Here is a 20,209-nt window from a genome sequence, read left to right on the forward strand (position 1 = left end):
CCAACCTACTGAAGGGCCGCCAGCAGCGCCGCGATCGCCGCCCCTGGCGCCGGCGCGCGCATGACGCTGCCCATCACCGCAATGCCGGCGAATCCGGTGGCCAGGAGCCCTGCCGCCAGATCCGGTTCGACGCCGCCGAGCGCGATCACCCGTCCGGGATGGCGGCGGGCGATGGCCCCGGCCTCGGGGGGTGACAGCGCAGGGACATAGCCCGGCTTGCTCGCCGTCGGCGCCACGGGCCCCAGGGTGACGTAGTCGGCGCCGGCCGCAATTGCGGCCGCGACCTCCGCCCCGGAGTGGCAGGAGGCGCCGATCAGCGCGGACGGCCCGAGCCGATGCCGTGCGGCACCCGGGTCTCCGCCGGCCGCGAGATGCAGCCCATCGGCCTCGGCCGCCGCCTCCAGGTCGGCATGGACTGTGACGATAGCTCCAACCGGCTGCGCCAAAGCCGAGATCCGGCGCAGCAAGGCGCGCCGCTCCGCCTCCGGCAGGTCCTTCTCGCGCACACTGACCCAACGGCAGCCGACGGCCAGCGCATCCGCCACCACCCCTTCGAGCGGCCGGGCCGACTGGCTGCGGTCGGTGATCAGCAGCAGCGCCGGCGCCGGCAGCCTGGTCACGTCCCGATCAGGCCGAGCTGCGGGCTGGAGGGGTCGGCGAGGTGGCGCTTGGGGATGCGTCCGGCCAGCGCGGCCAACCGCCCGCCCTCGACCCCCGCCCGCATCGCCCGGGCCATGCGCAGCGGGTCGCGCGCCTTGGCGATGGCGGTCGACAGCAGCACGGCGGAACAGCCCAGCTCCATCGCCAGCGCCGCGTCCGAGGCGGTGCCGATGCCGGCGTCGAGCACCACCGGCACCGACAGGCGGTTGCAGATCATCTCGATCGCATGCGGGTTGGAGACGCCGAGGCCGGAGCCGATCGGCGAGCCCAGCGGCATCACCGCAGCGCAGCCGGCATCGGCCAGCCGTAGGCAGGTGACGAGGTCGTCGTTGCAGTAGGGCAGCACCACGAAGCCGTCGCGCACCAGCTCATCCGCCGCCTCGACCAGCTGGGCGACGTCGGGATACTGGGTCTCGCGGTCGCCGATCAGCTCCAGCTTCAGCCAGTTGGTGCCCAGCGCCTCGCGCGCCAGCTGCGCCGTCAGCACCGCATCCCGCCTGGTCATGCAGCCGGCGGTGTTGGGCAGCAGGCGCCAGCGGTCGCCGACCAGGTCGACCAGGCTTTCGGCATAGCCTTCCAGGCTGATGCGGCGGATCGAGGCGGTGACGATCTCCGCCCCCGACGCCTCGATCGACTCAAGCATCAGCTGCCGGTTGGGATAGCCGGCGGTGCCGATCAGGAGGCGCGACTGCAGCGCCACGCCGGCAATGATCAGGGGATCCTGCATATCCATTTTCTCCTCAGCCGCCCTGGCCCCTAACCGCCCTGAAATGGGCGGACGATCTCGACCCGGTCGCCGGCCGCCAGCTGCCGCTCCGGCCAGCGCGCCCGCGGCAGTACGGCGTCGTTCAGCGCCACCGCCGTGCCGCGCGCCGCCGGGTCGATGCCCTTGGCCAGCAGCAGGTCGAGGATGCTGATTCCGATGACGGCTTCGACCTCGCCGTTCACGACCACGTTCATTGCGCCGCCTCCGCGACCCGGGTGAATCGGTCGATGCGGAACGGCTCGGCCGCCGCCGGCAGCCGGCCCTCCAGGATGAGGCCGGCCATCGCCTCGACCGTCGCCGGCAGCAGCAGGATGCCGTTGCGGTGGTGGCCGGTGGCGAGCACCAGCCCCTCGACCGCCGACGGGCCCAGGATCGGTGCGTCGTCGCGGCTGCCGGGCCTGAGGCCGGCCCAGCTTTCGACCACCGGCAGTTCCTCGATCCCCGGCAGCACCCGCCAGGCGGCGTCGAGCAGCGACAGCATTCCGCCGGCGGTGACGGTGGTGTCGAAGCCGCGCTCCTCCACCGTGGCGCCGATGATCAGGCGGCCGTCGAGGCGCGGCACCAGATAGGCCTTGCCGGCCCACAGCACGTGGCGCAGCAGCGGCGCCGCCGGGTCCATCTGCAGCGCCAGCATCTGGCCCTTGACCGGCCGCACCGGCGGCAGCGCCTCGCGCGGTATGCCGGCGATGCCGCCGGACCAGGCCCCGGCCGCCAGCACCACCACATCTGCCGGCCGGACCGTGCCGGCGACCACCACGCCGGTCGCCCGGCCGCGATCGGTGACGACGGCGTCGACCGCAGCATGGTCGTGCACCACGCCGCCGGCCCGGCGCAGCGCCTCGGCCAGGGCCGGCACCAGCCAGCGGTTGTCGACCTGGTGGTCGGCCGGGCTGTGCACCGCGGCAGCCAGGCCGGGGCGCAGCATCGGCTCGCGCTTCAGCAGTTCGGCCCCGGTCAGCCTTGTCAGATTGACCCCGAGCCGGGTCTGGAATTCGGCGGAGAAGCGCAGCTCCGCCGCATCGTCGCGGGTCAGGGCCACCGCCAGCGTGCCCTCGTCGCGATAGCCGATGGGCAGGCCCGAGGCGGCCTCGACCTCCCGCGCGAAACCGGGCCAGAGCGCCTGGGCATGGCGGCAGAAGCCGAACAGCGCCTCCTCGCCCGGCTCGGCCTCGAGGCCGGCGGCGAGCATGCCGGCGGCGGCCCAGCTGGCCTCGCGCCCGACCGGCCCGCGGTCGTAGACGTCGACCGGGCAGCCGGCCCGGGCCAGGCGCCAGCCGATGGCCAGACCGTTGACTCCGGCGCCGACGATGGCGACGCGCGGTTTCGCGCCGCGCAGCGGTGGCGTGTCGGGAAGATCGTCCCGATAGCGGGACGGATTCGGAATGCCGTTCACCTCAGGCTCCCTCCGCTGGCATGATCCAGGTCAGGTTCGATGGGTATGATCTCAGCCCGCCGTAACGGTGGGCACCCCAGCCGATGCCGCCATTTCAGTCCCGGTTGCGGGCGGGTGCAACCCTTTTCTGCAGGCGCCCCTGACCCGCGCCCGCCCGACTTACGAAGTTCACATGCGGCGTGGTAAGAAGCGCGCATGACAGAACAGACCAACGACAGCGGCGCAGGGGCGCCGAAAAAAGGGTGGTTCACCCGACTGAAGGAGGGGCTCTCGCGCTCCTCCGCCAAGCTGACCGAAGGCATCAGCAGCATCTTCACCAAGCGCAAGCTGGACGATGCCACGCTGGAAGAGCTGGAGGAGCTGCTGATCCAGGCCGATCTCGGCCCCGCCACCGCCGCCAAGCTGACCGCCGAACTGGCGCGCACCCGCTTCGGCAAGGAGGTCTCGGATGACGAGGTCCGCCGCGCCTTGGCCGACCATGTGGCGCAGATCCTGCGCCCGGTCGCCAAGCCCTTGATCCTGTCGCCCGACCGCAAGCCGCAGGTTGTGCTGGTGATCGGCGTCAACGGCACCGGCAAGACCACTACGATCGGCAAGCTGGCCAAGCAATGGCGCGAGGACGGCCGGTCGGTGATGATCGCCGCCGGCGACACCTTCCGCGCCGCCGCGGTGCACCAGCTGCAGGTGTGGGGCGAACGCTCCGGCTGCCCGGTGGTCACCGCCGCCCCGGGCGCCGACGCCGCCGGCCTGGCCTTCGACGCGCTGACCCGGGCGAGGGCCGAGGGCCGCGACGTGCTGCTGATCGACACCGCCGGCCGGCTGCAGAACAAGGACACCCTGATGGCCGAGCTGGCCAAGATCGTCCGCGTCATCAAGAAGATCGACCCGACCGCGCCACACAACGTGCTGCTGGTGCTGGATGCCACCACCGGCCAGAATGCCCACAATCAGGTCGAGGTGTTCCGCGACATGGCGGCGGTGACCGGGCTGATCGTGACCAAGCTGGACGGGTCCGCCCGCGGCGGCGTGCTGGTGGCGCTGGCCGAGCGCTTCGGCCTGCCGGTGCACGCGATCGGGGTCGGCGAGAGCATCGACGACCTGAGGCCGTTCGACCCCGACCAGTTCGGCCGGTCGCTGATGGGAGTCGAAGCATGAGCCAGAGCCTCGCCCCCCAGACCTTCGCGCCGGAGCTGTTCCACGACGCCCCCGCAGCGGTGGCCCGGCTGCACGCGATCTACGACGCCCAGACCAGCCTGCTGCGCGACGCCTTCCGCGACTACACCCGCGGCGAGGAGCCGCCGGCGCGGATCCGCGCCTGCTACCCCTATGTCGAGGTCACGGTCCAGGATTTCAGCCGGGCCGACACCCGCCTGTCCTACGGCTTCGTCGACCGCCCGGGGACCTTCCGCACCACGGTGACGCGGCCGTCGCTGTTCCACCGCTACCTGACCGAGCAGATCGGCCAGCTGATCCACAACCACCATGTGCCGGTCGAGGTCGGGGTCAGCGACACGCCGATCCCGGTCCATTTCGCCTTCCCCGACGGCATGCATGTCGAGGGCGATCTGACCCGCGAGCGCATGCTGCACATGCGCGCGGTGTTCGACCTGCCGGACCTGGCGCTGATGGACGACAGCATCGTCAACGGCACCGCCGTGACCCCGCTGGACCAGCCCGACCCGCTGTCGCTGTTCACGGCCCCCCGGGCCGACTATTCGCTGTTCCGGCTGAAGCACTACACCGCCACCGGCTGCGAGCATTTCCAGAACTTCGTGCTGTTCACCAACTACCAGTTCTACATCGACGAGTTCGTGCGCCACGCGCATGAGCTGATGCAGGGCGACGGCGGCGGCTACGACGCCTTCATCGAGCCGGGCGACCGCGTCACCCTGCCCGGCGGCCGCGCCCGCGGCGCCCCGGCGGCGCGGCTGCCGCAGATGCCGGCTTACCACCTGACCCGGCCGGACCATTCCGGCATCACCATGGTCAACATCGGCGTCGGCCCGTCCAACGCCAAGACCATCACCGACCACATCGCGGTGCTGCGGCCGCATGCCTGGATCATGCTGGGCCACTGCGCCGGCCTGCGGAACACCCAGAAGCTGGGCGACTATGTCCTGGCCCATGGCTATGTCCGCGAGGACCACGTGCTGGACGCCGACCTGCCGGTGTGGGTGCCGGTGCCGGCCCTGGCCGAGATCCAGGTGGCGCTGGAGCATGCCGTCAGCGAGATCACCGGCCTGTCCGGCTACAGCCTGAAGAGCGTGATGCGCACCGGCACGGTCGCCACCATCGACAACCGCAACTGGGAGCTGCGCGACTACAGCGAGCCGGTGCAGCGCTTCAGCCAGAGCCGGGCGATCGCCCTGGACATGGAGAGCGCCACCATCGCCGCCAACGGCTTCCGCTTCCGGGTGCCCTACGGCACGCTGCTCTGCGTCTCCGACAAGCCGCTGCATGGCGAGCTGAAGCTGCCGGGCATGGCCGACGCCTTCTACAAGCAGCAGGTCGGCCAGCACCTGCAGATCGGCATCCGCGCCATGGAGCGGCTGCGCGAGTTGGGGCTGGAACAGCTGCACAGCCGCAAGCTGCGCAGCTTCGCCGAAGTCGCGTTCCAGTAAGGCCATGCCCGAGGACAGCGGTTCCCCCAAGGCCAGGATGGACCGGCCGCGGATCGGCGTCGGCGCCGTGGTCTGGCGCGACGACCGGCTGCTGCTGATCCAGCGCGGCAAGGCGCCCCAGGCCGGGCAGTGGAGCATTCCCGGCGGCAGCCAGGAGCTGGGCGAGACCCTGTTCGAGGCGGCGCTGCGCGAGACACTGGAGGAGGCCGGGGTCGAGGCCGAAGCGGTCGGCATCCTGACCGCGGTCGATTCGATCCACCGCGACGCCGATGGCGGGGTCGAGTGGCACTACACCATCATCGACGTCGAGTGCGAATGGCGGTCCGGCGAGCCGGTGGCCGGCGACGACGCCGCCGCGGCGCGCTGGGCGACGCTGGAGGAGGCCGATGCGCTGATCGAATGGCCGGAGCTGCGGCGGGTGCTGCACCTGTCGGCCCGGCAGCGGCACCAGCGCCAGCGGCGGCAGGGCCAGGTGCGGCTGAAGCCGCGGCCGGACCTGATGCGGCTGATGCGCACCCCGCTGGGCCGGTTGGTGGCCCGCCCCTGGTTCGACGGCATGTCCCTGGCCCTGCTGCGCGGCTGGTTCCTGCCGGCGTCGCGCAGCCTGGCCGCGGCGATCGCCGCCGAGGGCGACCTGCACCGCTTCTGCGCCGAGCTGGAGATTGCCCCCGAAGTGCTGGGCAAGCGACCGCTCTGGCTGGGCCGCACCCTGCGCGACATCTCCCGCCTGACCGAGCAGCACCGCCAGGCCGACGCCGAATGGCAGCGCCTGCTGTTCTCGACCACCGCGCCGCTGGCCGATGTGGTGGCGGCGGAGGAAGCGCGGCTGGATGCGGCCTCGGCCCTGACCACCAGTCGGCTGCGCTTCGCCCTGTTCGGCAACAACCGCAAGATCCCGGCCTGCCGCTGGGCGATCCCGACGGTGGCCGAAGTCGACGACCGGCACGGCGCCCGGCTGGCCGATTCCGAGAACGCCTACCGGCTGCCCGACCTGCTGCCGGTGATCGAGGAGACCCGGCGGCTGCCGAGCGAGCTGGGCACCGACCACTGGGTGACCTTCCCGTCGCCCGAGCCGGCGGTGGCCAGCGCCTGCTGGGCCCGGGTGTTCACCCCGGCCGATGTGGTGAACCCGCCGACCGTGGTCCATCTGCACGGCGTGTGCATGGAGCCGGACCATCTGCGCGGCCCGCTGACGGAAATCGAATCCCTGGTCCGGCGCGGCCTGCGCGTGGTGCTGGTCGAGGCGCCCTGGCACGGGCGGCGCAAGCGTCACGGGTCCTACGCCGGCGAGCCGATGGTGGCGTCGACCCCGCTCGGCGCGCTGGACCATCTCTCGGCCGCGGTGCGCGAGGTCGCGATCCTGACCCGCTGGGCCCGCCAGACCAGCACCGGCGCGGTGGGCTGGAGCGGCATCAGCTTCGGCGCGCTGACCGCGCAGCTGGCCGCCACCCACAGCGGCAGCTGGCCGGCCGCCTGCCGGCCCGACGCGCTGCTGCTGTTCACCACCTCGGAGGGGATCGAGGACATCGCCTTCGGCGGGTCCTTCGCCCGCGCCTTCGGCCTCGACCGCGCCCTGGCGGCGGCCGGCTGGGACGAGGCGGCGCTGAGCCGCTGGCGGCCGCTGACCGACCCGGTCGGCCGGCCTGAGATGGACACCGGCAACGTGTTCATGGTGCTGGGCAGCAAGGACGACGTCACCCCCTTCGCCGGCGGCCAGGCCATCGCCCGACGCTGGGGCGTGCCCGAGGCGCAGGTCCATGTCCGGCCGCAGGGGCACTTCTCGGTCCCGGCCGGGCTGATGGTCGACGGCGCCCCGATCGCCGATTTCGCGGAAAGGCTGCTGGCGCTGTGAGCCCGGGTCCGATGACCCCGGGCCTGCTGATCGTCACCGGCGGCGGCCGCGGCATCGGCGCCGCCATCGCCCGCCGCGCCGCGCGGGACGGCTGGGCGGTGTGCGTGAACTACCGCAGCGACGCGGCCTCGGCCGCAGCGGTAGCGGCGGAGATCGCCGGCGCCGGCGGGCAGGCCATCGCCGTGGCCGGGGACACTTCCGTCGAGGACGACATCCGGGCCCTGTTCGACCAGGCCGAGGCCGCTTTCGGGCCGGTGCGCGGGCTGGTCAACAACGCCGGCATCACCGGCCGCAACGGCCCCCTGGCCGAGCTGGAGGCCGACACACTGCGCCGGGTGGTCGACGTCAACCTGATCGGCCCGATCCTGTGCGCGCGGGAGGCGGTGCGCCGCTTCCGCGCCGCCGGGACCAAGGGTGTGATCGTCAGCCTGTCCTCGGGCGCGGCGCAGAGCGGCAGCCCGGGCGAATACGTCCACTACGCCGCGACCAAGGGTGCGGTGGAGAGCTTCACCCTGGGCCTGGGCCGTGAACTGGCGGCCGAGGGCATCCGGGTCAACGCGGTGTCGCCGGGCATGATCCGCACTGGGATCCACGAGCCGGGGCGGTTGGACCGGGTGACGGCGCGGATCCCCGCCGGCCGGCCGGGCGAGCCCGAGGACGTTGCCGAAGCGGTGGCCTGGATGCTGTCCGACGCCGCGCGCTACACCACCGCCACGGTGCTGAAGGTGGCGGGCGGACTCTAAGGCGATCCGGCGTGCCAAGGTTTTGCCTTCCGGCGCGCGCAGGATCGGGGACCGATCGGGCGATGCCGGATCTGTCGGCCGGGTCGGCGATCTGATACTGGACGGACACCCGGTGTGGCCAGCCGCACCCGGTGGGACCGGTCCAACGGTCGAGGCAGGTTGAGGGAGGAATGATGGTGCGGCGCGGTTTGCTTCCCATGGTGCTGCTGTTGAGCGGCCTTGGCATCCAGGCAGCCCAGGCGAGCGGGGATTTCGGCTGCTCGCTGAGCTGGTCGCTCAAGCGCGATCAGCTCGACGGCTGCAACAGCCTGCCCTTCCTCAGCCCGGCGAATGACAGCCGGGTCAATCTGCGCCTGCTGCTGGCCGACCAGGGCCTGGAGCCGCTGCCGGACCAGCCGGTCTCGCAGTTCGACGAACAGATGGGCTACGGGTTGGTGCCGTTCTCGATCGACCGATTGTCCGGCCCGCAGGACGGCAGCCCGACCGGCGACAGCGCCGACGGCACCACCGATGGCACCACGGTCGTCGAGACCCCGGCCGCCCCGAGTGCCGCCGACGCCGCCGCCGCGGCGCTGGCCGATCTCGCCAAGCAGATCGGCGTGACGCCCGAGGCGGCCGGCACCGCGACCGCCGACACCGCGGCCAACCTGTTCGCCAGCGGCGAGGGCAGCCGCTGCGCCAGCAATGACGACGCCACGGCGCGGACCTTCCTGGAACAGCTGGTCGCCAGCACCGAGCTGCCCGACGCCGAGCGCAAGGCCCTGGCCCGCAGCCGGCTGGCGCTGCTGGGCGCCTGCACCTGGGACCCGGCGCAGCAGGCCGCGATCGCGCCCCAGGGCGTCCAGTCGCCGCTGGGCAAGCAGTTCGCCGACTACCTGCAGGGCGCCATGGCCTTCTATGCCGGCGACTTTCCCGCGGCGACCCGTGCCTTCACCGGCCTCGCCGGCAGCGGCCGGGCCTGGCTGAAGGAGACCGCCGGCTACATGGCGGCGCGGACCCTACTGAACCAGGCTCAGGCGAACAGCTTCGACGACATGGGCTATCCCAAGCTGGAGAATGTCGACCAGCCGACGCTCGACGCCGCCGAGAAGGCCTTCGACCAGTACCTGCAGGCCTATCCGTCCGGCCTCTATGCCGGGTCGGCCCAGGGCCTGCTGCGCCGTGTCGCCTGGCTGCGCGGCGACCGGACGAAGCTGGCCGCCGAATACGCCTCGCTGCTGGCCCGCCCGAACACGCCGCCGCAATCCCTGCCGCTGGACGCGCTGGTGCAGGAGGCCGACAACAAGCTGCTGACCCAGGTGGCGCCGGCCGACGTCACCGACCCGCATCTGCTGGCGGTGCTGGACCTGATGCAGATGCGCCACCGCGACCCCGGCGCCGACGGCACCGCCTTCGCCCTGGCCGACCTGCAGGCGCAGAAGCCGCGCTTCATCAGCGATCCCGCGCTGTACGCCTATCTCGTCAGCGCCTTCCACTTCTATGTCGAGGCCGATCCCGACAAGACCCTGCAGGGTCTGCCGGACGCGCTGCCGACCAGCGCGCCGGACTACCTGGAATTCAGCCGGCAGACCCTGCGCGGCTTCGCCCTGGAGGCGAAGGGCGACTGGGTCGGGGCGCAGGATCTGTGGCTGAAGCTGATGCCGCTGGTGCAGCAGCAGCCGCTGCAGCGCGCCCAGCTGGACCTGGCGCTGGCGATGAACTACGAGCGCAGCGGCCGGCTGGCCGCGGTGTTCGCGCCGGACTCGCCGATCCAGACCCCGCAGATCCGGCAGATCCTGCTGCGCAACCTGGCCGGGCCGGCGCTGCTGCGCCAGCAGGCCAAGGCGGCCGGCGCGCCGGAGACCGAGCAGGACACCGCCCTGTTCACCCTGCTCTACAAGGACCTGCTGCGCGGCCATTACCGCGATTTCGGCAGCGACCTGGCGCTGCTGCCGGACCCGCTGCCGGAGAAGCCGTCGGTGCCGTGGGACCAGTCGCTGTCCCTGTTCCACTGGGACGGCAAGACGGCGGAATCCGACTACACCTGCCCGTCGATCCGCGATATCGCCGCCACGCTGCAGCGCAACGCCGGCAGCCCCGAGGGACTGAACTGCCTGGGCGAGTTCATCCTGCGCAACGGCCTGGACTCCTATGCGCTGGACCACCAGCCGGACGCGCAGGACCTGGGCGGCACCGCCACCGAGTTCCCGGGCAAGGTCTATTCCCGGCTCGACGGCTACATGCAGGTGATCGGCGACAGCAAGGCCGGCCGCAACGACCGCGCCTACGCCCTGTACCGCGCCATCAACTGCTTCGCCCCGAGCCAGAGCAACGGCTGCGGCCCGCAGGACATCCCGACGGCCCAGCGCAAGCAGTGGTTCCAGACCCTGAAGTCGCGCTATCCCAACACCAGCTGGGCCAAGACCCTGAAATACTACTGGTAGGCGATGCGATTCCCGGCGCGCTGGGCGCTGGCCGCAGCGCTGCTGGCCACGATACCGCTGGTCTCGACGCGGTTGGCGGCCGCGGCCGGCGTCGACGCCGCCGCGCATGACGCCTTCTGGCTGTGGGCGGGGGTGGCGCCGCAGCCGGTGCTGGCCCGGGCACGGACCCTGTATATCCTGCAGGGTCAGGTCGACCCGCCGCGCCGGGGCGGCCATGGCCCGGCGCGGATCATCGCCCAGGGCATCGCCGTGCCCCGGCTGCGCCAGGGCGAGGTCTGGCTGGCCTACCGCGCCCACACCCTGCGCTGGCCGGCGGAGATCCTGCCGGTCATCCTGTCCCAGGCCCGGCGCTGGCGGCAGGCCGGCAACCCGGTGGTCGGCATCCAGATCGACTTCGATGCCCGCACCCGGCACCTGCAGGACTACGCCGCCTTCCTGCGCGACCTGCGCGCCAAGCTACCGGCCGAATACCGCTTAAGCATCACCGGGCTGATGGACTGGGGCAGCAACGCCAGCCCGGACGCGATCAACCAGCTGCAGGGCGTGGTCGACGAGGTGGTGATCCAGACCTATCAGGGCCGCCACACCATCCCGAACTACCGCGCCTACCTGCCCCGCATCGCCCGGCTGACCTTGCCGTTCAAGATCGGGCTGGTGCAGCACGGCGAGTGGGAGGCGCCGGAGGGGCTGGAGGACAGCCCCTGGTTCCGCGGCTACGTCGTGTTCCTGCTGGATCCGTGAGCGCCGCCGTCGAACAGCGCCAGCCCGAGGGCGATCCTCCGGCCGCCACGACCACAGGGTGGCGGGAAGGGCGGGATTGTCATCGGTCATTGGCGATTCTCCGTGTCCCGAATCTGGCGTATGAACCGGGGCCAGGAAGGCTTCACAAAGGGACGGGCCCCCATGATCCGACGCATCGCCTGCGGCCTCGCCCTGCTGGGCGCGCTGGCCGCCCCCGCCATCGCCTATGACGACGCCACCGAGGCCCGGATCCGGACCCTGGTCGACACCGGCATGCAGTACTACTGGTCCGGCGGCGACGTGAAGAAGGCCGAGGCGGAGGTGTTCAAGGGCATCACCCTGCACGGCCGCTACGACGTGGTCGAACAGGCCTTCGCCGAGGCCTCGACCCTGGCGCCGGAGCGGCTGGACTTCCGCTACGCCGTGGCCTCGACCCAGATCATCCAGAAGAAGATCCCGGAGGCCGAGGCGACCTACCAGGAGATCACCCGGCACGACCCGCGCGCCACCGACGCCTATGCCTGGATGGCGGCCCTGGCCCGGGTGCGCGGCGATGCCGATGCCGCGGCCCTGGCCGACATCGCCCTGGCCGGGCTGGACCGCGCCCAGGCCCTGCAGTACCGCGCCCGCTTCGCCCGCACCGAGGCGATCCTGGCCGATCCACCGACCCTGGCCGTCCCGGCCCTGCCGGGCAAGCCGGTGATCCTGGTGCTGGGCTATGCCCTGGCCAAGGACGGCACCATGCAGCCGCCGCTGATGGACCGGCTGGCGGTGGCGCTGAAGGCGGCGCAGGCCAACCCGACGGCCCGGCTGATCGTCACCGGCGGCCAGCCCCAGGCGGGCGTGACCGAGGCCGACCTGATGACCCGCTGGCTGGTCGAACAAGGCGTCGACCGCGACCGCATCATCGGCGAGGACAAGGCCAAGGACACCGTCGGCAACGGCCTGAACGCGGCGTCGCTGATCAAGCGCCATGGCGGCGATGCGGTGATCCTGGTCACCAGCGCCAGCCACATGCGGCGGGCACGGGTGGTGGTCGAGGAGTCGCTGGCCCAGTACGGGCTGGCGCTGCCGGTGGTGCCGGCGATCGCGCTGGACGCCCCGTCGCTGGAGGAGGCCGCGAAGGTCAGCCCCGATGAGCGGCTGGTGGTCTATCGCGACCTGATGCGGACCTCGGGGCTTTGGGCCTATCCGGGGCTCCAACAGTAGGCCCTTCCGTTCTCGTCATTCCCGCGAAAGCGGGAATCTCTTCGCGTCCGGAGTGGACAGAGATCCCCGCTTTCGCGGGGATGACGATGAATCGAGTATAGCTGTCCGCTCCATCCGCAGAGCCCTCTCCATGTCCTCCGACCTCGCTGCTATCAGGCGCGCCACGCTGATCGGCGGCACCGCCGTGCTGATGTGGGCGACGCTGGCCCTGCTGGTCACCTGGGCGCGGGCGATCCCGCCGTTCCAGCTGACCGGCATGGCCTTCGTCATCGCCTTCCTGATCGGGCTGGTGTGGATGCGGGTGCAGGGCCGGTCACCGCTGGCCGCCGCGCGCCAGCCGCCGGCGGTGTGGCTGCTCGGGATCGGCGGGCTGTTCGGATACCACCTCGTGTTCTTCGTGGCGCTGCGCCTGGCACCACCGGTCGAGGCCAATCTGATCAATTACGCCTGGCCGCTGCTGATCGTGCTGTTCTCGGCCCTGCTGCCCGGCGAGCGGCTGCGCTGGTGGCATCTGGCCGGCGCTGCGCTGGGGCTGGCCGGCGTTGCCGTGCTGATCGGCGGACGCGGAGTCGCTTTCGACCCGCGCTTCGCCCTGGGCTATGGCGCGGCCGCCGTCTCCGCCATGATCTGGGCCGGCTATTCCGTGCTCAGCCGGCGGATCGGCGCGGTGCCGACCGAGACCGTCGGCTGGTTCTGCGGCGGCACCGCGCTGCTGTCGCTGCTGTGCCATCTGGCGCTGGAAGAGACGGTGGTGCCGGATGCCGCGGGCTGGGCGGCGATCGTGGCGCTGGGGCTGGGGCCGGTCGGCCTCGCCTTCTTCGTCTGGGACCATGGGGTGAAGCGCGGCGATATCCGCGCGCTGGGCGCCTTCGCCTATGCCGCGCCGCTGCTGTCGACCCTGCTGCTGATCGCCTTCGGCCAGGGGGCGCTGACCGCGTCCGTCGGCATCGCCTGCGCCCTCATCGTCGGCGGCGCCATCCTGGCCGGGCGCGACCTGTGGGCCCGCCGCGCCCAGCCGGAGTCCTTTGCGAAGTCCTGAACCTGTCCCGGACCTCAGGACGCCTGCGACTGGAGTGTCATGCGGAGAGCACGCTGTCGTCCGACCTGCAGCATCGCGATGCTGGCGAGAATCAAGACCACAGCCACCACCTCCAACGGGCCGACCTGCTCGCCGGCGGCCCAGCCGATGAGCAGCGCGACCACCGGCGTGATGTAGGTCGAGCCCGAGGCCGCGACCGCGCCGAGCTGCTGCAGCAGGAAATAGTAGATGAGGAAGGCGGTTCCGGTCCCCAGGACGCCCAGCCCGATCGCCACGCCGACGGCGGCATGCCAATCCTGGAGGATGCGCCCGATGCCGGTAAGGTCGGTCACCAGGAGCAGCACCGGCAGCGCCAGCCCGATCTGCCAGGTCGAAAGCGCGAGCGGCGGCAGGTTGGCCGGCGACAGGAAACGGCGGACATAGACATAGGACAGCCCCAGGATGATGGCGCCGCCCAGCATCCAGAAGACCCCCAGAAGGTCGATCGAGTTGCGCGCCCCCTCCCAGGGACGCGAGATCAGGACGATGCCGGCAAAGCCCGAGACGACCCCGGCCGCCATCAGCCCGTTGAGTTTCTCGGTCCGCAGGAACAACAGCGAGGCGATGGCGGTGAACAGCGCGATCGACCCGCCCAGAACCCCCGCGATGCCGGACGGCAGCAGCGCCGTCCCCTTGACGATGGCGAAGTAATAGAAGGCGGTCGCCACCACCGCCATGACGAAGAAATGCGGCAGATGCTTCAGCTGGCTGCGCTCGATCACCCCTTTGCGCCAGGCCACGAACGCCAAGGGCAGGAAGCCGAAAAACACCCGCAGCAGAGTGATCTGCGCCGGGCTGATCAGTTCGGAGGCCCATTTCATGTAGGTGAAGTTCGACCCCCAGATGAGGCCGAGAACGACAAAGGCGATGTAGGTCAGTTTCATCGGTTGTGCCCTGCCGATCGGGCCTTGAAGGCGGCCCCGCCGGCAGTATTGCCGATCCGGCCACACCCGGAGAGAATGGGTGCGTCAACCGGCTATGATCGGTGCGACACCTTCAGGGGGATCGGGATGGGCGAACGCCGGCCGGCCGGGTCGAACCGGGAAGCCCCGAGATTGTCCGTCGGGTTCATCCTGGCGCGGCACTTCACCCTGAACGCCTTCGCCAACTTCGTCGATGTCCTGCGGCTGGCGGCGGATGAGGGCGACCGCAGCCGGCCGATCCGCTGCGAGTGGCGCGTGCTGTCCGACACCATGAGCCCCGTGGCGTCCAGCAGCGGCGTGGCGGTTGCACCCCATGAACGGCTGGGCGATCCCGGCGCCTTCGACTACATCGTGGTGGTGGGCGGGCTGATCGACCAGACCTTCGATCTCGACCCCCAATACCGGCAATACCTGCACCGGGCCGCGGCCGCGAAAGTGCACCTCGTCGGCGTCTGCACCGGCGCCTTCATCCTGCACCGCGCCGGTCTGATGGACGGCTATCGCTGCTGCGTCAGCTGGTTCCACCACACCGATTTCCTGGAGCAGTTCGACGGCCTCCAGCCCGTGTCGAACCAGATCTTCCTGGTCGACCGCGACCGCCTGACCTGCCCCGGCGGCGCCAGCGCGGCCCATCTGGCCGCGTTCCTGGTCGAGCGGCATCTCGGCAAGGCACCGGCGGCGAAAAGCCTGCACATCATGATGATCAACGGGGCGGAGGCGGGAGAGACACCGCAGCCGAGCCCGGCCCTCGATGTCCAGACCAGCGATCCCTTCGTCCGGAAGGCCCTGCTGCTGGCGCAGCAGAGCCTGGATGCACCGCTCGCCATCGGCCAGATCGCCCGGCATCTGGGCATCACCCGGCGCCGGCTCGAACGGCACTTCGCGACCGCGCTCGGCAGCTCGCCCCGGGCGGCCGTCATGGACATGCGGCTGTCGCTGGCGCGCCACCTGGTGGAGACGACCGACAAGCCCTTCGCCGCGATCGCGGTCGAATGCGGCTTCTCCGACTCGGCGCATTTCAGCCGGAGGTTCCGCCATCGCTTCGCGAGCACGCCGGGCGATTTCCGCCGGTCGCGGCTGGTGCGACACGACGGAATCGCCTCGGCCTAGGTCAGCCCAGCTCCGGCCGCCAGTCCGGCGCTGCCAGGGTAAAGCCTTCGAAGCGGAAGGCGGGAGCGACGACGCAGCTGACCAGGGTCCAGTCGCCCAGGCTGCGCGCCGCCTGCCAATGCCCCTCGGGCACCACGGCCTGGAAGCGGTCGTCCGCCATCAGGTCGGGGCCCAGCCGGACCGTCTCTCCGGCCTGTCCGGTCTCGGCGATCGACAGCGCCAGCGGCGCACCGGCCTGCCAGATCCAGATCTCCGGCGCATCGACCGCGTGCCAGTGCGACACCTCGCCGGCCTGCAGCAGGAAGTGGATCAGCGAGGCCCGGCCGCGCCCACCTTCCGGCGGCGGGTCGCGCCACAGCTCGACATAGTGCCCGCCCTCGGGATGCGGCCGCATCCCGAGCTTGGCGATGATGCCCTGCGGCGTCATCCCGGCGGATCCGCTCATGCCTTGACTTCGGTCGTGGCGTAGGACGGCCGCTGGGCGAAGGCCGCGTGCCAGGCGGCCAGCCGCGGATGGCCCTCGCGCCAGCCCCAATCGCCGAAGCGCAGGTCGAGATAGCCGAGCGCGGCGGCGGCGGCGATCGAGCCGATGGTCGGCGCGCCGTCGAGCTCCGCCGCATCCGCCTCCATCCGGTCGAGCGCGCGCCGGATCTTGGCCTGCTGGCGTTCGACATAGGGCGCGTGCTGCCGCTCCGCCGGGCGCAGCGACGCCTCATAGCGGATCAGCAGGGCGGCGTCCTGCAGCCCGTCGGCCAGGGCCTGCCAGCGCAGGGCCCGCCACCGCGCCGGGCCGGCGACCGGGAACAGCTTCGGGCCGTCATGCAGCGTGTCTAGATATTCGCAGATCACCGGGCTGTCGTAGAGCGGGCCGAATTCGGTCTCGAGCACCGGGAGCTTGTTCAGCGGATTGTGCTCGGACAGGCCGCTGGCCGGGTCCTCGGTGCTGGTCGTCACCACCTCGATCCGGTCCTGCAGGCCGGCTTCGAAGGCAACGATGCGCACCTTGCGGGCGAAAGGCGAGAACGGACTGTACAGGAGCTGCATGATCGTCCTTGGTCGAGGTCAGAAATTGTCCTTGCGCCGGCGGATCTCGGCGAAGACGGCGACGGGTTCGGCGCCGGCCATGCCGACCGCGGCCTGGAGGTCGGCGGCATCGGCACGCAGGAACGGGTTGGCCAGCTTCTCGCGGCCGAGCTGGCAGGGAATGGTCGGCGCGCCGCTGCTGCGGGTGTCGTCGACATCCTCGGCATAGGCCTGCAGCACCGGGTTGGCGGGGTCGACGGTCAGCGCGAAGCGCGCGTTGGACTGGGTGTATTCATGGCCGCAATAGACCCGCGCCGTGTTCGGCAGGGCGCGCAGCTTCTGCAGGCTCGACCACATCTGCTCCGGCGTGCCTTCCAGCAGCCGGCCACAGCCCAGCGCGAACAGCGTGTCGCCGCAGAACAGCGCCCCCGCCTCCTCGAACCAGAAGGCGATGTGGCCGGCGGTGTGCCCGGGCACTTCGATCACCGAACCCCGCGCGGCCCCGATCATGACATGGTCGCCCTCGGCCACGCCGCGGTCGAGGTCGGGGATGCGGTGCGCCTCCGCCGCCGGGCCGACGATCGAGGCGCCGTAGCGCTTCGCCAGCTCGTGGTTGCCGCCGACGTGGTCGCCGTGATGGTGGGTGTTCAGGATCCAGTCCAGCCGCCCGCCCTTGGCCTCGAGCTTCGCCGCGACCGGATCGGCCTCGCCCGGGTCGACGACGCCGACCATACCGGTCGACTCGTCCTCCAGCAGATAGGCGTAGTTGTCCTTGAGGACGGGGATCAGCGTGACGCGAAACGAGGCCATGCGTGCTCCTGGACGGACGGGGCGGGAACGGGTGGCAGCATAGCCGCTCCCGCCGCCCGCGGCGACCCCGTCAGGGCGCCAAATTGCCGCCGGTCACAGCACGATGTCATCAAGGCTTTCGATCACGGTCACCACGGGCGCGGCCGCGACCACGCCGCGGCCGCGCGCCCGGCGCGCCGGGGCCGTCCGGTCGTCGGCGGCCTTGAGGTCGCCGAAATCCAGCCCGGTGCGGCTCTCCAGCTCCGCGATCGGCAGCTGGTACAGCCGGAACTGCTCCAGCCCCAGCGCCTCGATCCGGTTCAGCAGGTCGTCCTGGGTCAGCAGGAATGCCTTGGCCTTCAGCGCCCCGGCCTCGACATAGGCGACGATCTTCCAGAAGTCGCGCGGGATGGCGACGCCGCGATAGACCGGGTCGTCGTCGCGGAACACCGGGCCGCCCAGCGCGGAGATGCGCAGGTGCTCGACCTCGACCTCCTCCAGGATCGCGTTCTCCAGCAGGCCCCACAGCCCGTTCAGGCCGGACTGGTTGTAGGCCTCGTGCTGCGGCGCGATGTTGGTGAAGTAGAAGGATTCGCGGTTGGCCCGCGCCGCCTCCTCCGGCGGGCCCCACACCAGGTCCTGGCGCCGGGCGATGTGGCCGCGGTCGAGGCGGTTGGCGACGTAGAGCGCGTCGTCGGTCTGCCACTTGGCGTCGACCAGCGGGTCGAGCACGAATTTCAGCCCGCTGCGGCTGAGCAGCCTGATCTGGCCGCCGTCGATGTTCCAGGCCACCCAGCGGGCCAGCCGGCGCGCCTTGCTGAGGGCCAGGGAGTAGTGGGTGTGGCGGATGGTCGTGGAATCGCCGACCTTCACCGCGTCCGCGGCCTGGGCCCGCGACATCACCGGCACCGCCACGGCCGTGCCGAGGAAGCCCGGATCGTAGCCAGAGGCGGCGGCCATCGGCACGGCCAGCGCCCGCTCGGACGGCGCGGGCTCGATCTCCAGCTTCTTGAACACGCTCTCGGCGGCGCAGGCCAGCGCGAAGTCGCCCTCGCCGGCGTCGGCGGCGTCGGATTCGCCGCCGAAATGCAGGCCCAGCATCACGCCGGTCGGCCGGCCCTGCGGATCGAAGCCCAGCCAGGCGGAGCCGGAATCGCCGCCCTTGCTGATCTCGTCCTCGGCCGCCGGATGGTCGGGGTCGGGCCCGATCTCGAAACCGCCGATCTTCTTGGTCCCGACCGCGTCGCCATAGAACAGCTTCACCGTGGTCTCGATCCGGGTGACGATGCCCCAGGTGACGCCGGTGGTGCGGCCGGACTTGACCACCCGGTCGCCGAGCTCCGGCTTGCCCAGCCGGTCCACCGCGACGCCGAGGCCGAGGATCTCGGGGTCGATCCCGCGCCCTTCGATCCGGGCGATGGCGCAGTCGCCGGCCAGGCCGAGATGGCTGCGCACCAGCACCCCGGCCTGGTTGTCGTCGACCCGGTTGTCGTCGAACGGGCCGGGCTGGACGATGTCGTCGCCGAGCTTGCCGCCCTCGCCCTGCAGCACATGCCAGTTCGACAGGATGTGCGGCCGCCCCTCCTGCCGGTCGTAGACGATGCAGCCCAGCGTGCCGGCGGTGCCTTTGGGATGGCTGATGCTGATGCCGGGCACCAGCGGGTCCTGCCGCCGCTTGCGCGGGTCCTTCGCCGTCTGCGGCACCAGCTGCCAGGACGGCTTGTAGCGCCGCTCGATCACATCGGTCGGGACCTTCACGCCATCGACGGTGATGCTGGCCGGCAGCGGCGGGATGCCCTCCTCGACCAGCGCCTGGGGCGCGATCTTGCGGCCGACGGTGAACTGGATGCACAGCTCGCCGGTGGGCTTGCCGCCCGCCATCTTGCTGCCGATGCCGACCGAGGTGACGTTGGGATGGTCGAGATACGCGTCGGCCGCCTCCCGCACCGCCTGTTTCAGCCGCTCCGGGTCGATCTTGCGCGGTGCGGGCTTGCGGGCCATGGCGCAACTCCTGAATATCAGTGTGTGCGAACAGCTGGGACGCGGCGGCGACGCCCGGTCCGGGCCGGCCGCCGATGAGGTATTGTATCCTGAGACAGGCTTCGGGACGACCGGCGGATGTACAGCGACGTCATCGATCTGCGTGAGTTCTACGACACCAGCCTGGGGCTGGTGGTGCGCCGCATGGTGCGGCGCCAGATCCGCACGCTGTGGCCGGACACGCGCGGCCAGATCATCATCGGCCTGGGCTACGCCACCCCGTTCCTGCGCCCCTTCCTGGGCGAGGCCGAGCGGGTGATCGCCTGCATGCCGGCCGAACAGGGCGTGACCCATTGGCCGCCGGACGGGCGCGGCCTGGTGGCCCTGACCGAGGAGTGCGAGCTGCCGCTGCCCGACATGTCGGTCGACCGGGTGCTGCTGGTGCATGGGCTGGAGGCGACCGAGCAGCTGGGCGAGTTGATGCGCGAGATCTGGCGGGTGCTGAACGGCAGCGGCCGGCTGCTGGTGGTGGTGCCGAACCGGCGCAGCCTGTGGGCGCGGTCGGACCGCACCCCGTTCGGCCACGGCAAGCCCTATTCCGCCAGCCAGCTGAACCAGGCGCTGCGCCAGCACCTGTTCGTGCCGGAGCGGGTGGCCCGGGCGCTGTGGCTGCCGCCGACCGGGTCGCGCTTCCTGCTGTCGACCGCCGGGGTATGGGAAGAGGCCGGCGCCCGCTGGTTCCAGCGCGTCTCGGGCACGGTGATGGTCGAGGCGTCGAAGCAGATCTACCAGCTGTCGCGCGGCAAGAAGGTGCGCGCCGGGCGGCCGGTGCTGGTGCCGGTCGGCGCCCCCCAGACCGCCCTGGGCATGCGCCGCGACGGCGACGAGCCGGGCTGAA

Annotated in this window: 19 protein-coding genes and 1 riboswitch; of the genes, 10 read left to right on the forward strand and 9 right to left on the reverse strand. The window is 71.4% G+C overall.

The window, feature by feature from the left end:
- Nucleotides 1–5 precede the first annotated feature (5 nt).
- The 4 genes from E9232_RS33555 to thiO all read right to left on the reverse strand — a co-directional run bounded on the left by E9232_RS33555 (nt 6) and on the right by thiO (nt 2,819).
- Nucleotides 6–620 (reverse strand): thiamine phosphate synthase, encoded by a 615-nt coding sequence (locus E9232_RS33555; RefSeq protein WP_309801640.1) that lies wholly within the window; start codon nt 618–620, stop codon nt 6–8.
- On the reverse strand, nt 617–1,387 hold the full coding sequence (locus tag E9232_RS33560; protein WP_309801641.1) for a thiazole synthase: 771 nt from the start codon (nt 1,385–1,387) through the stop codon (nt 617–619). The genes E9232_RS33555 and E9232_RS33560 overlap by 4 nt, the downstream gene beginning before the upstream one ends.
- Before the next feature lie 29 nt (nt 1,388–1,416).
- A complete protein-coding gene (gene thiS, locus E9232_RS33565; RefSeq protein WP_309801643.1) occupies nt 1,417–1,620 on the reverse strand; it encodes a sulfur carrier protein ThiS in 204 nt (67 codons plus the stop codon).
- Nucleotides 1,617–2,819: a glycine oxidase ThiO gene (thiO, locus tag E9232_RS33570; protein WP_309801645.1), complete on the reverse strand. Its 1,203-nt coding sequence runs from the start codon at nt 2,817–2,819 to the stop codon at nt 1,617–1,619. The genes thiS and thiO overlap by 4 nt, the downstream gene beginning before the upstream one ends.
- Nucleotides 2,810–2,908, reverse strand: a riboswitch (TPP riboswitch). It overlaps the preceding gene by 10 nt.
- Before the next feature lie 106 nt (nt 2,909–3,014).
- Here thiO and ftsY point away from each other — a divergent pair.
- The 8 genes from ftsY (at nt 3,015) to yddG (ending at nt 13,447) form a co-directional block, all read left to right on the forward strand.
- Nucleotides 3,015–3,974, forward strand: coding sequence for a signal recognition particle-docking protein FtsY (gene ftsY / locus E9232_RS33575; RefSeq protein WP_309801646.1), 960 nt, complete (start codon nt 3,015–3,017; stop codon nt 3,972–3,974).
- A complete protein-coding gene (locus E9232_RS33580; RefSeq protein ID WP_309801648.1) occupies nt 3,971–5,440 on the forward strand; it encodes an AMP nucleosidase in 1,470 nt (489 codons plus the stop codon). The genes ftsY and E9232_RS33580 overlap by 4 nt, the downstream gene beginning before the upstream one ends.
- A gap of 4 nt (nt 5,441–5,444) precedes the next feature.
- Nucleotides 5,445–7,292, forward strand: a complete 1,848-nt coding sequence (locus E9232_RS33585) for an NUDIX domain-containing protein (RefSeq protein ID WP_309801649.1) — start codon at nt 5,445–5,447, stop codon at nt 7,290–7,292.
- 11 nt (nt 7,293–7,303) lie between these two features.
- Nucleotides 7,304–8,035 carry an SDR family oxidoreductase gene (locus tag E9232_RS33590; RefSeq protein WP_309801650.1) on the forward strand — a complete coding sequence of 244 codons (732 nt, stop codon included), beginning with the start codon at nt 7,304–7,306 and terminating at the stop codon, nt 8,033–8,035.
- 197 nt (nt 8,036–8,232) lie between these two features.
- A complete protein-coding gene (locus E9232_RS33595) occupies nt 8,233–10,458 on the forward strand; it encodes a PA5441 family protein (RefSeq protein WP_309801651.1) in 2,226 nt (741 codons plus the stop codon).
- 3 nt (nt 10,459–10,461) lie between these two features.
- The gene (locus tag E9232_RS33600) at nt 10,462–11,199 is read left to right on the forward strand and encodes a DUF3142 domain-containing protein (RefSeq protein WP_309801652.1); all 738 of its coding nucleotides are present in this window, start codon (nt 10,462–10,464) and stop codon (nt 11,197–11,199) included.
- Between the two features lie 162 nt (nt 11,200–11,361).
- Nucleotides 11,362–12,408, forward strand: coding sequence for an ElyC/SanA/YdcF family protein (locus tag E9232_RS33605; protein ID WP_309801653.1), 1,047 nt, complete (start codon nt 11,362–11,364; stop codon nt 12,406–12,408).
- A 130-nt stretch (nt 12,409–12,538) separates the two neighbouring features.
- Nucleotides 12,539–13,447: an aromatic amino acid exporter YddG gene (gene yddG, locus E9232_RS33610; RefSeq protein WP_309801654.1), complete on the forward strand. Its 909-nt coding sequence runs from the start codon at nt 12,539–12,541 to the stop codon at nt 13,445–13,447.
- Between the two features lie 14 nt (nt 13,448–13,461).
- On the opposite strand, the gene E9232_RS33615 is transcribed toward yddG, so the two are convergent.
- A complete protein-coding gene (locus E9232_RS33615; RefSeq protein WP_309801655.1) occupies nt 13,462–14,370 on the reverse strand; it encodes a DMT family transporter in 909 nt (302 codons plus the stop codon).
- Between the two features lie 171 nt (nt 14,371–14,541).
- Between E9232_RS33615 and E9232_RS33620 the strand changes: the two genes are divergently transcribed.
- Nucleotides 14,542–15,519 carry a GlxA family transcriptional regulator gene (locus E9232_RS33620; RefSeq protein ID WP_309801657.1) on the forward strand — a complete coding sequence of 326 codons (978 nt, stop codon included), beginning with the start codon at nt 14,542–14,544 and terminating at the stop codon, nt 15,517–15,519.
- Between the two features lies 1 nt (nt 15,520).
- On the opposite strand, the gene E9232_RS33625 is transcribed toward E9232_RS33620, so the two are convergent.
- From E9232_RS33625 to E9232_RS33640, 4 genes are all read right to left on the reverse strand, one after another.
- Nucleotides 15,521–15,964: a cupin domain-containing protein gene (locus tag E9232_RS33625; RefSeq protein WP_309801658.1), complete on the reverse strand. Its 444-nt coding sequence runs from the start codon at nt 15,962–15,964 to the stop codon at nt 15,521–15,523.
- Nucleotides 15,961–16,563 (reverse strand): glutathione S-transferase, encoded by a 603-nt coding sequence (locus tag E9232_RS33630; protein WP_309801660.1) that lies wholly within the window; start codon nt 16,561–16,563, stop codon nt 15,961–15,963. Before E9232_RS33630 ends, E9232_RS33625 begins: the two co-directional genes overlap by 4 nt.
- A gap of 18 nt (nt 16,564–16,581) precedes the next feature.
- Complete coding sequence (gloB, locus tag E9232_RS33635; protein ID WP_309801662.1) at nt 16,582–17,352, reverse strand: hydroxyacylglutathione hydrolase; 771 nt, start codon at nt 17,350–17,352, stop codon at nt 16,582–16,584.
- Nucleotides 17,353–17,445: 93 nt separating this feature from the next.
- Nucleotides 17,446–19,332, reverse strand: a complete 1,887-nt coding sequence (locus tag E9232_RS33640) for a DNA/RNA non-specific endonuclease (protein ID WP_309801663.1) — start codon at nt 19,330–19,332, stop codon at nt 17,446–17,448.
- Nucleotides 19,333–19,449: 117 nt separating this feature from the next.
- Here E9232_RS33640 and E9232_RS33645 point away from each other — a divergent pair, with 117 nt between their 5' ends.
- Nucleotides 19,450–20,208 (forward strand): class I SAM-dependent methyltransferase, encoded by a 759-nt coding sequence (locus E9232_RS33645; protein WP_309801665.1) that lies wholly within the window; start codon nt 19,450–19,452, stop codon nt 20,206–20,208.
- The last annotated feature ends 1 nt before the right edge of the window (nt 20,209 follow it).

It is taken from the genome of Inquilinus ginsengisoli (assembly GCF_031453975.1).
In the GTDB taxonomy this organism is placed as follows: Bacteria; Pseudomonadota; Alphaproteobacteria; order DSM-16000; family Inquilinaceae; genus Inquilinus; species Inquilinus ginsengisoli_A.

Excerpts from the sequence above, each read along its gene's own strand:
- E9232_RS33560 (WP_309801641.1), bottom strand. The coding sequence starts at position 1,387 with ATGCAGGATCCCCTGATCATTGCCGGCGTGGCGCTGCAGTCGCGCCTC.
- thiS (WP_309801643.1), bottom strand. The coding sequence starts at position 1,620 with ATGAACGTGGTCGTGAACGGCGAGGTCGAAGCCGTCATCGGAATCAGC.
- ftsY (WP_309801646.1), top strand. The coding sequence starts at position 3,015 with ATGACAGAACAGACCAACGACAGCGGCGCAGGGGCGCCGAAAAAAGGG.
- E9232_RS33580 (WP_309801648.1), top strand. The coding sequence starts at position 3,971 with ATGAGCCAGAGCCTCGCCCCCCAGACCTTCGCGCCGGAGCTGTTCCAC.
- E9232_RS33585 (WP_309801649.1), top strand. The coding sequence starts at position 5,445 with ATGCCCGAGGACAGCGGTTCCCCCAAGGCCAGGATGGACCGGCCGCGG.
- E9232_RS33590 (WP_309801650.1), top strand. The coding sequence starts at position 7,304 with ATGACCCCGGGCCTGCTGATCGTCACCGGCGGCGGCCGCGGCATCGGC.
- E9232_RS33595 (WP_309801651.1), top strand. The coding sequence starts at position 8,233 with ATGGTGCTGCTGTTGAGCGGCCTTGGCATCCAGGCAGCCCAGGCGAGC.
- E9232_RS33600 (WP_309801652.1), top strand. The coding sequence starts at position 10,462 with ATGCGATTCCCGGCGCGCTGGGCGCTGGCCGCAGCGCTGCTGGCCACG.
- E9232_RS33605 (WP_309801653.1), top strand. The coding sequence starts at position 11,362 with ATGATCCGACGCATCGCCTGCGGCCTCGCCCTGCTGGGCGCGCTGGCC.
- yddG (WP_309801654.1), top strand. The coding sequence starts at position 12,539 with ATGTCCTCCGACCTCGCTGCTATCAGGCGCGCCACGCTGATCGGCGGC.
- E9232_RS33615 (WP_309801655.1), bottom strand. The coding sequence starts at position 14,370 with ATGAAACTGACCTACATCGCCTTTGTCGTTCTCGGCCTCATCTGGGGG.
- E9232_RS33625 (WP_309801658.1), bottom strand. The coding sequence starts at position 15,964 with ATGAGCGGATCCGCCGGGATGACGCCGCAGGGCATCATCGCCAAGCTC.
- E9232_RS33630 (WP_309801660.1), bottom strand. The coding sequence starts at position 16,563 with ATGCAGCTCCTGTACAGTCCGTTCTCGCCTTTCGCCCGCAAGGTGCGC.
- gloB (WP_309801662.1), bottom strand. The coding sequence starts at position 17,352 with ATGGCCTCGTTTCGCGTCACGCTGATCCCCGTCCTCAAGGACAACTAC.
- E9232_RS33640 (WP_309801663.1), bottom strand. The coding sequence starts at position 19,332 with ATGGCCCGCAAGCCCGCACCGCGCAAGATCGACCCGGAGCGGCTGAAA.
- E9232_RS33645 (WP_309801665.1), top strand. The coding sequence starts at position 19,450 with ATGTACAGCGACGTCATCGATCTGCGTGAGTTCTACGACACCAGCCTG.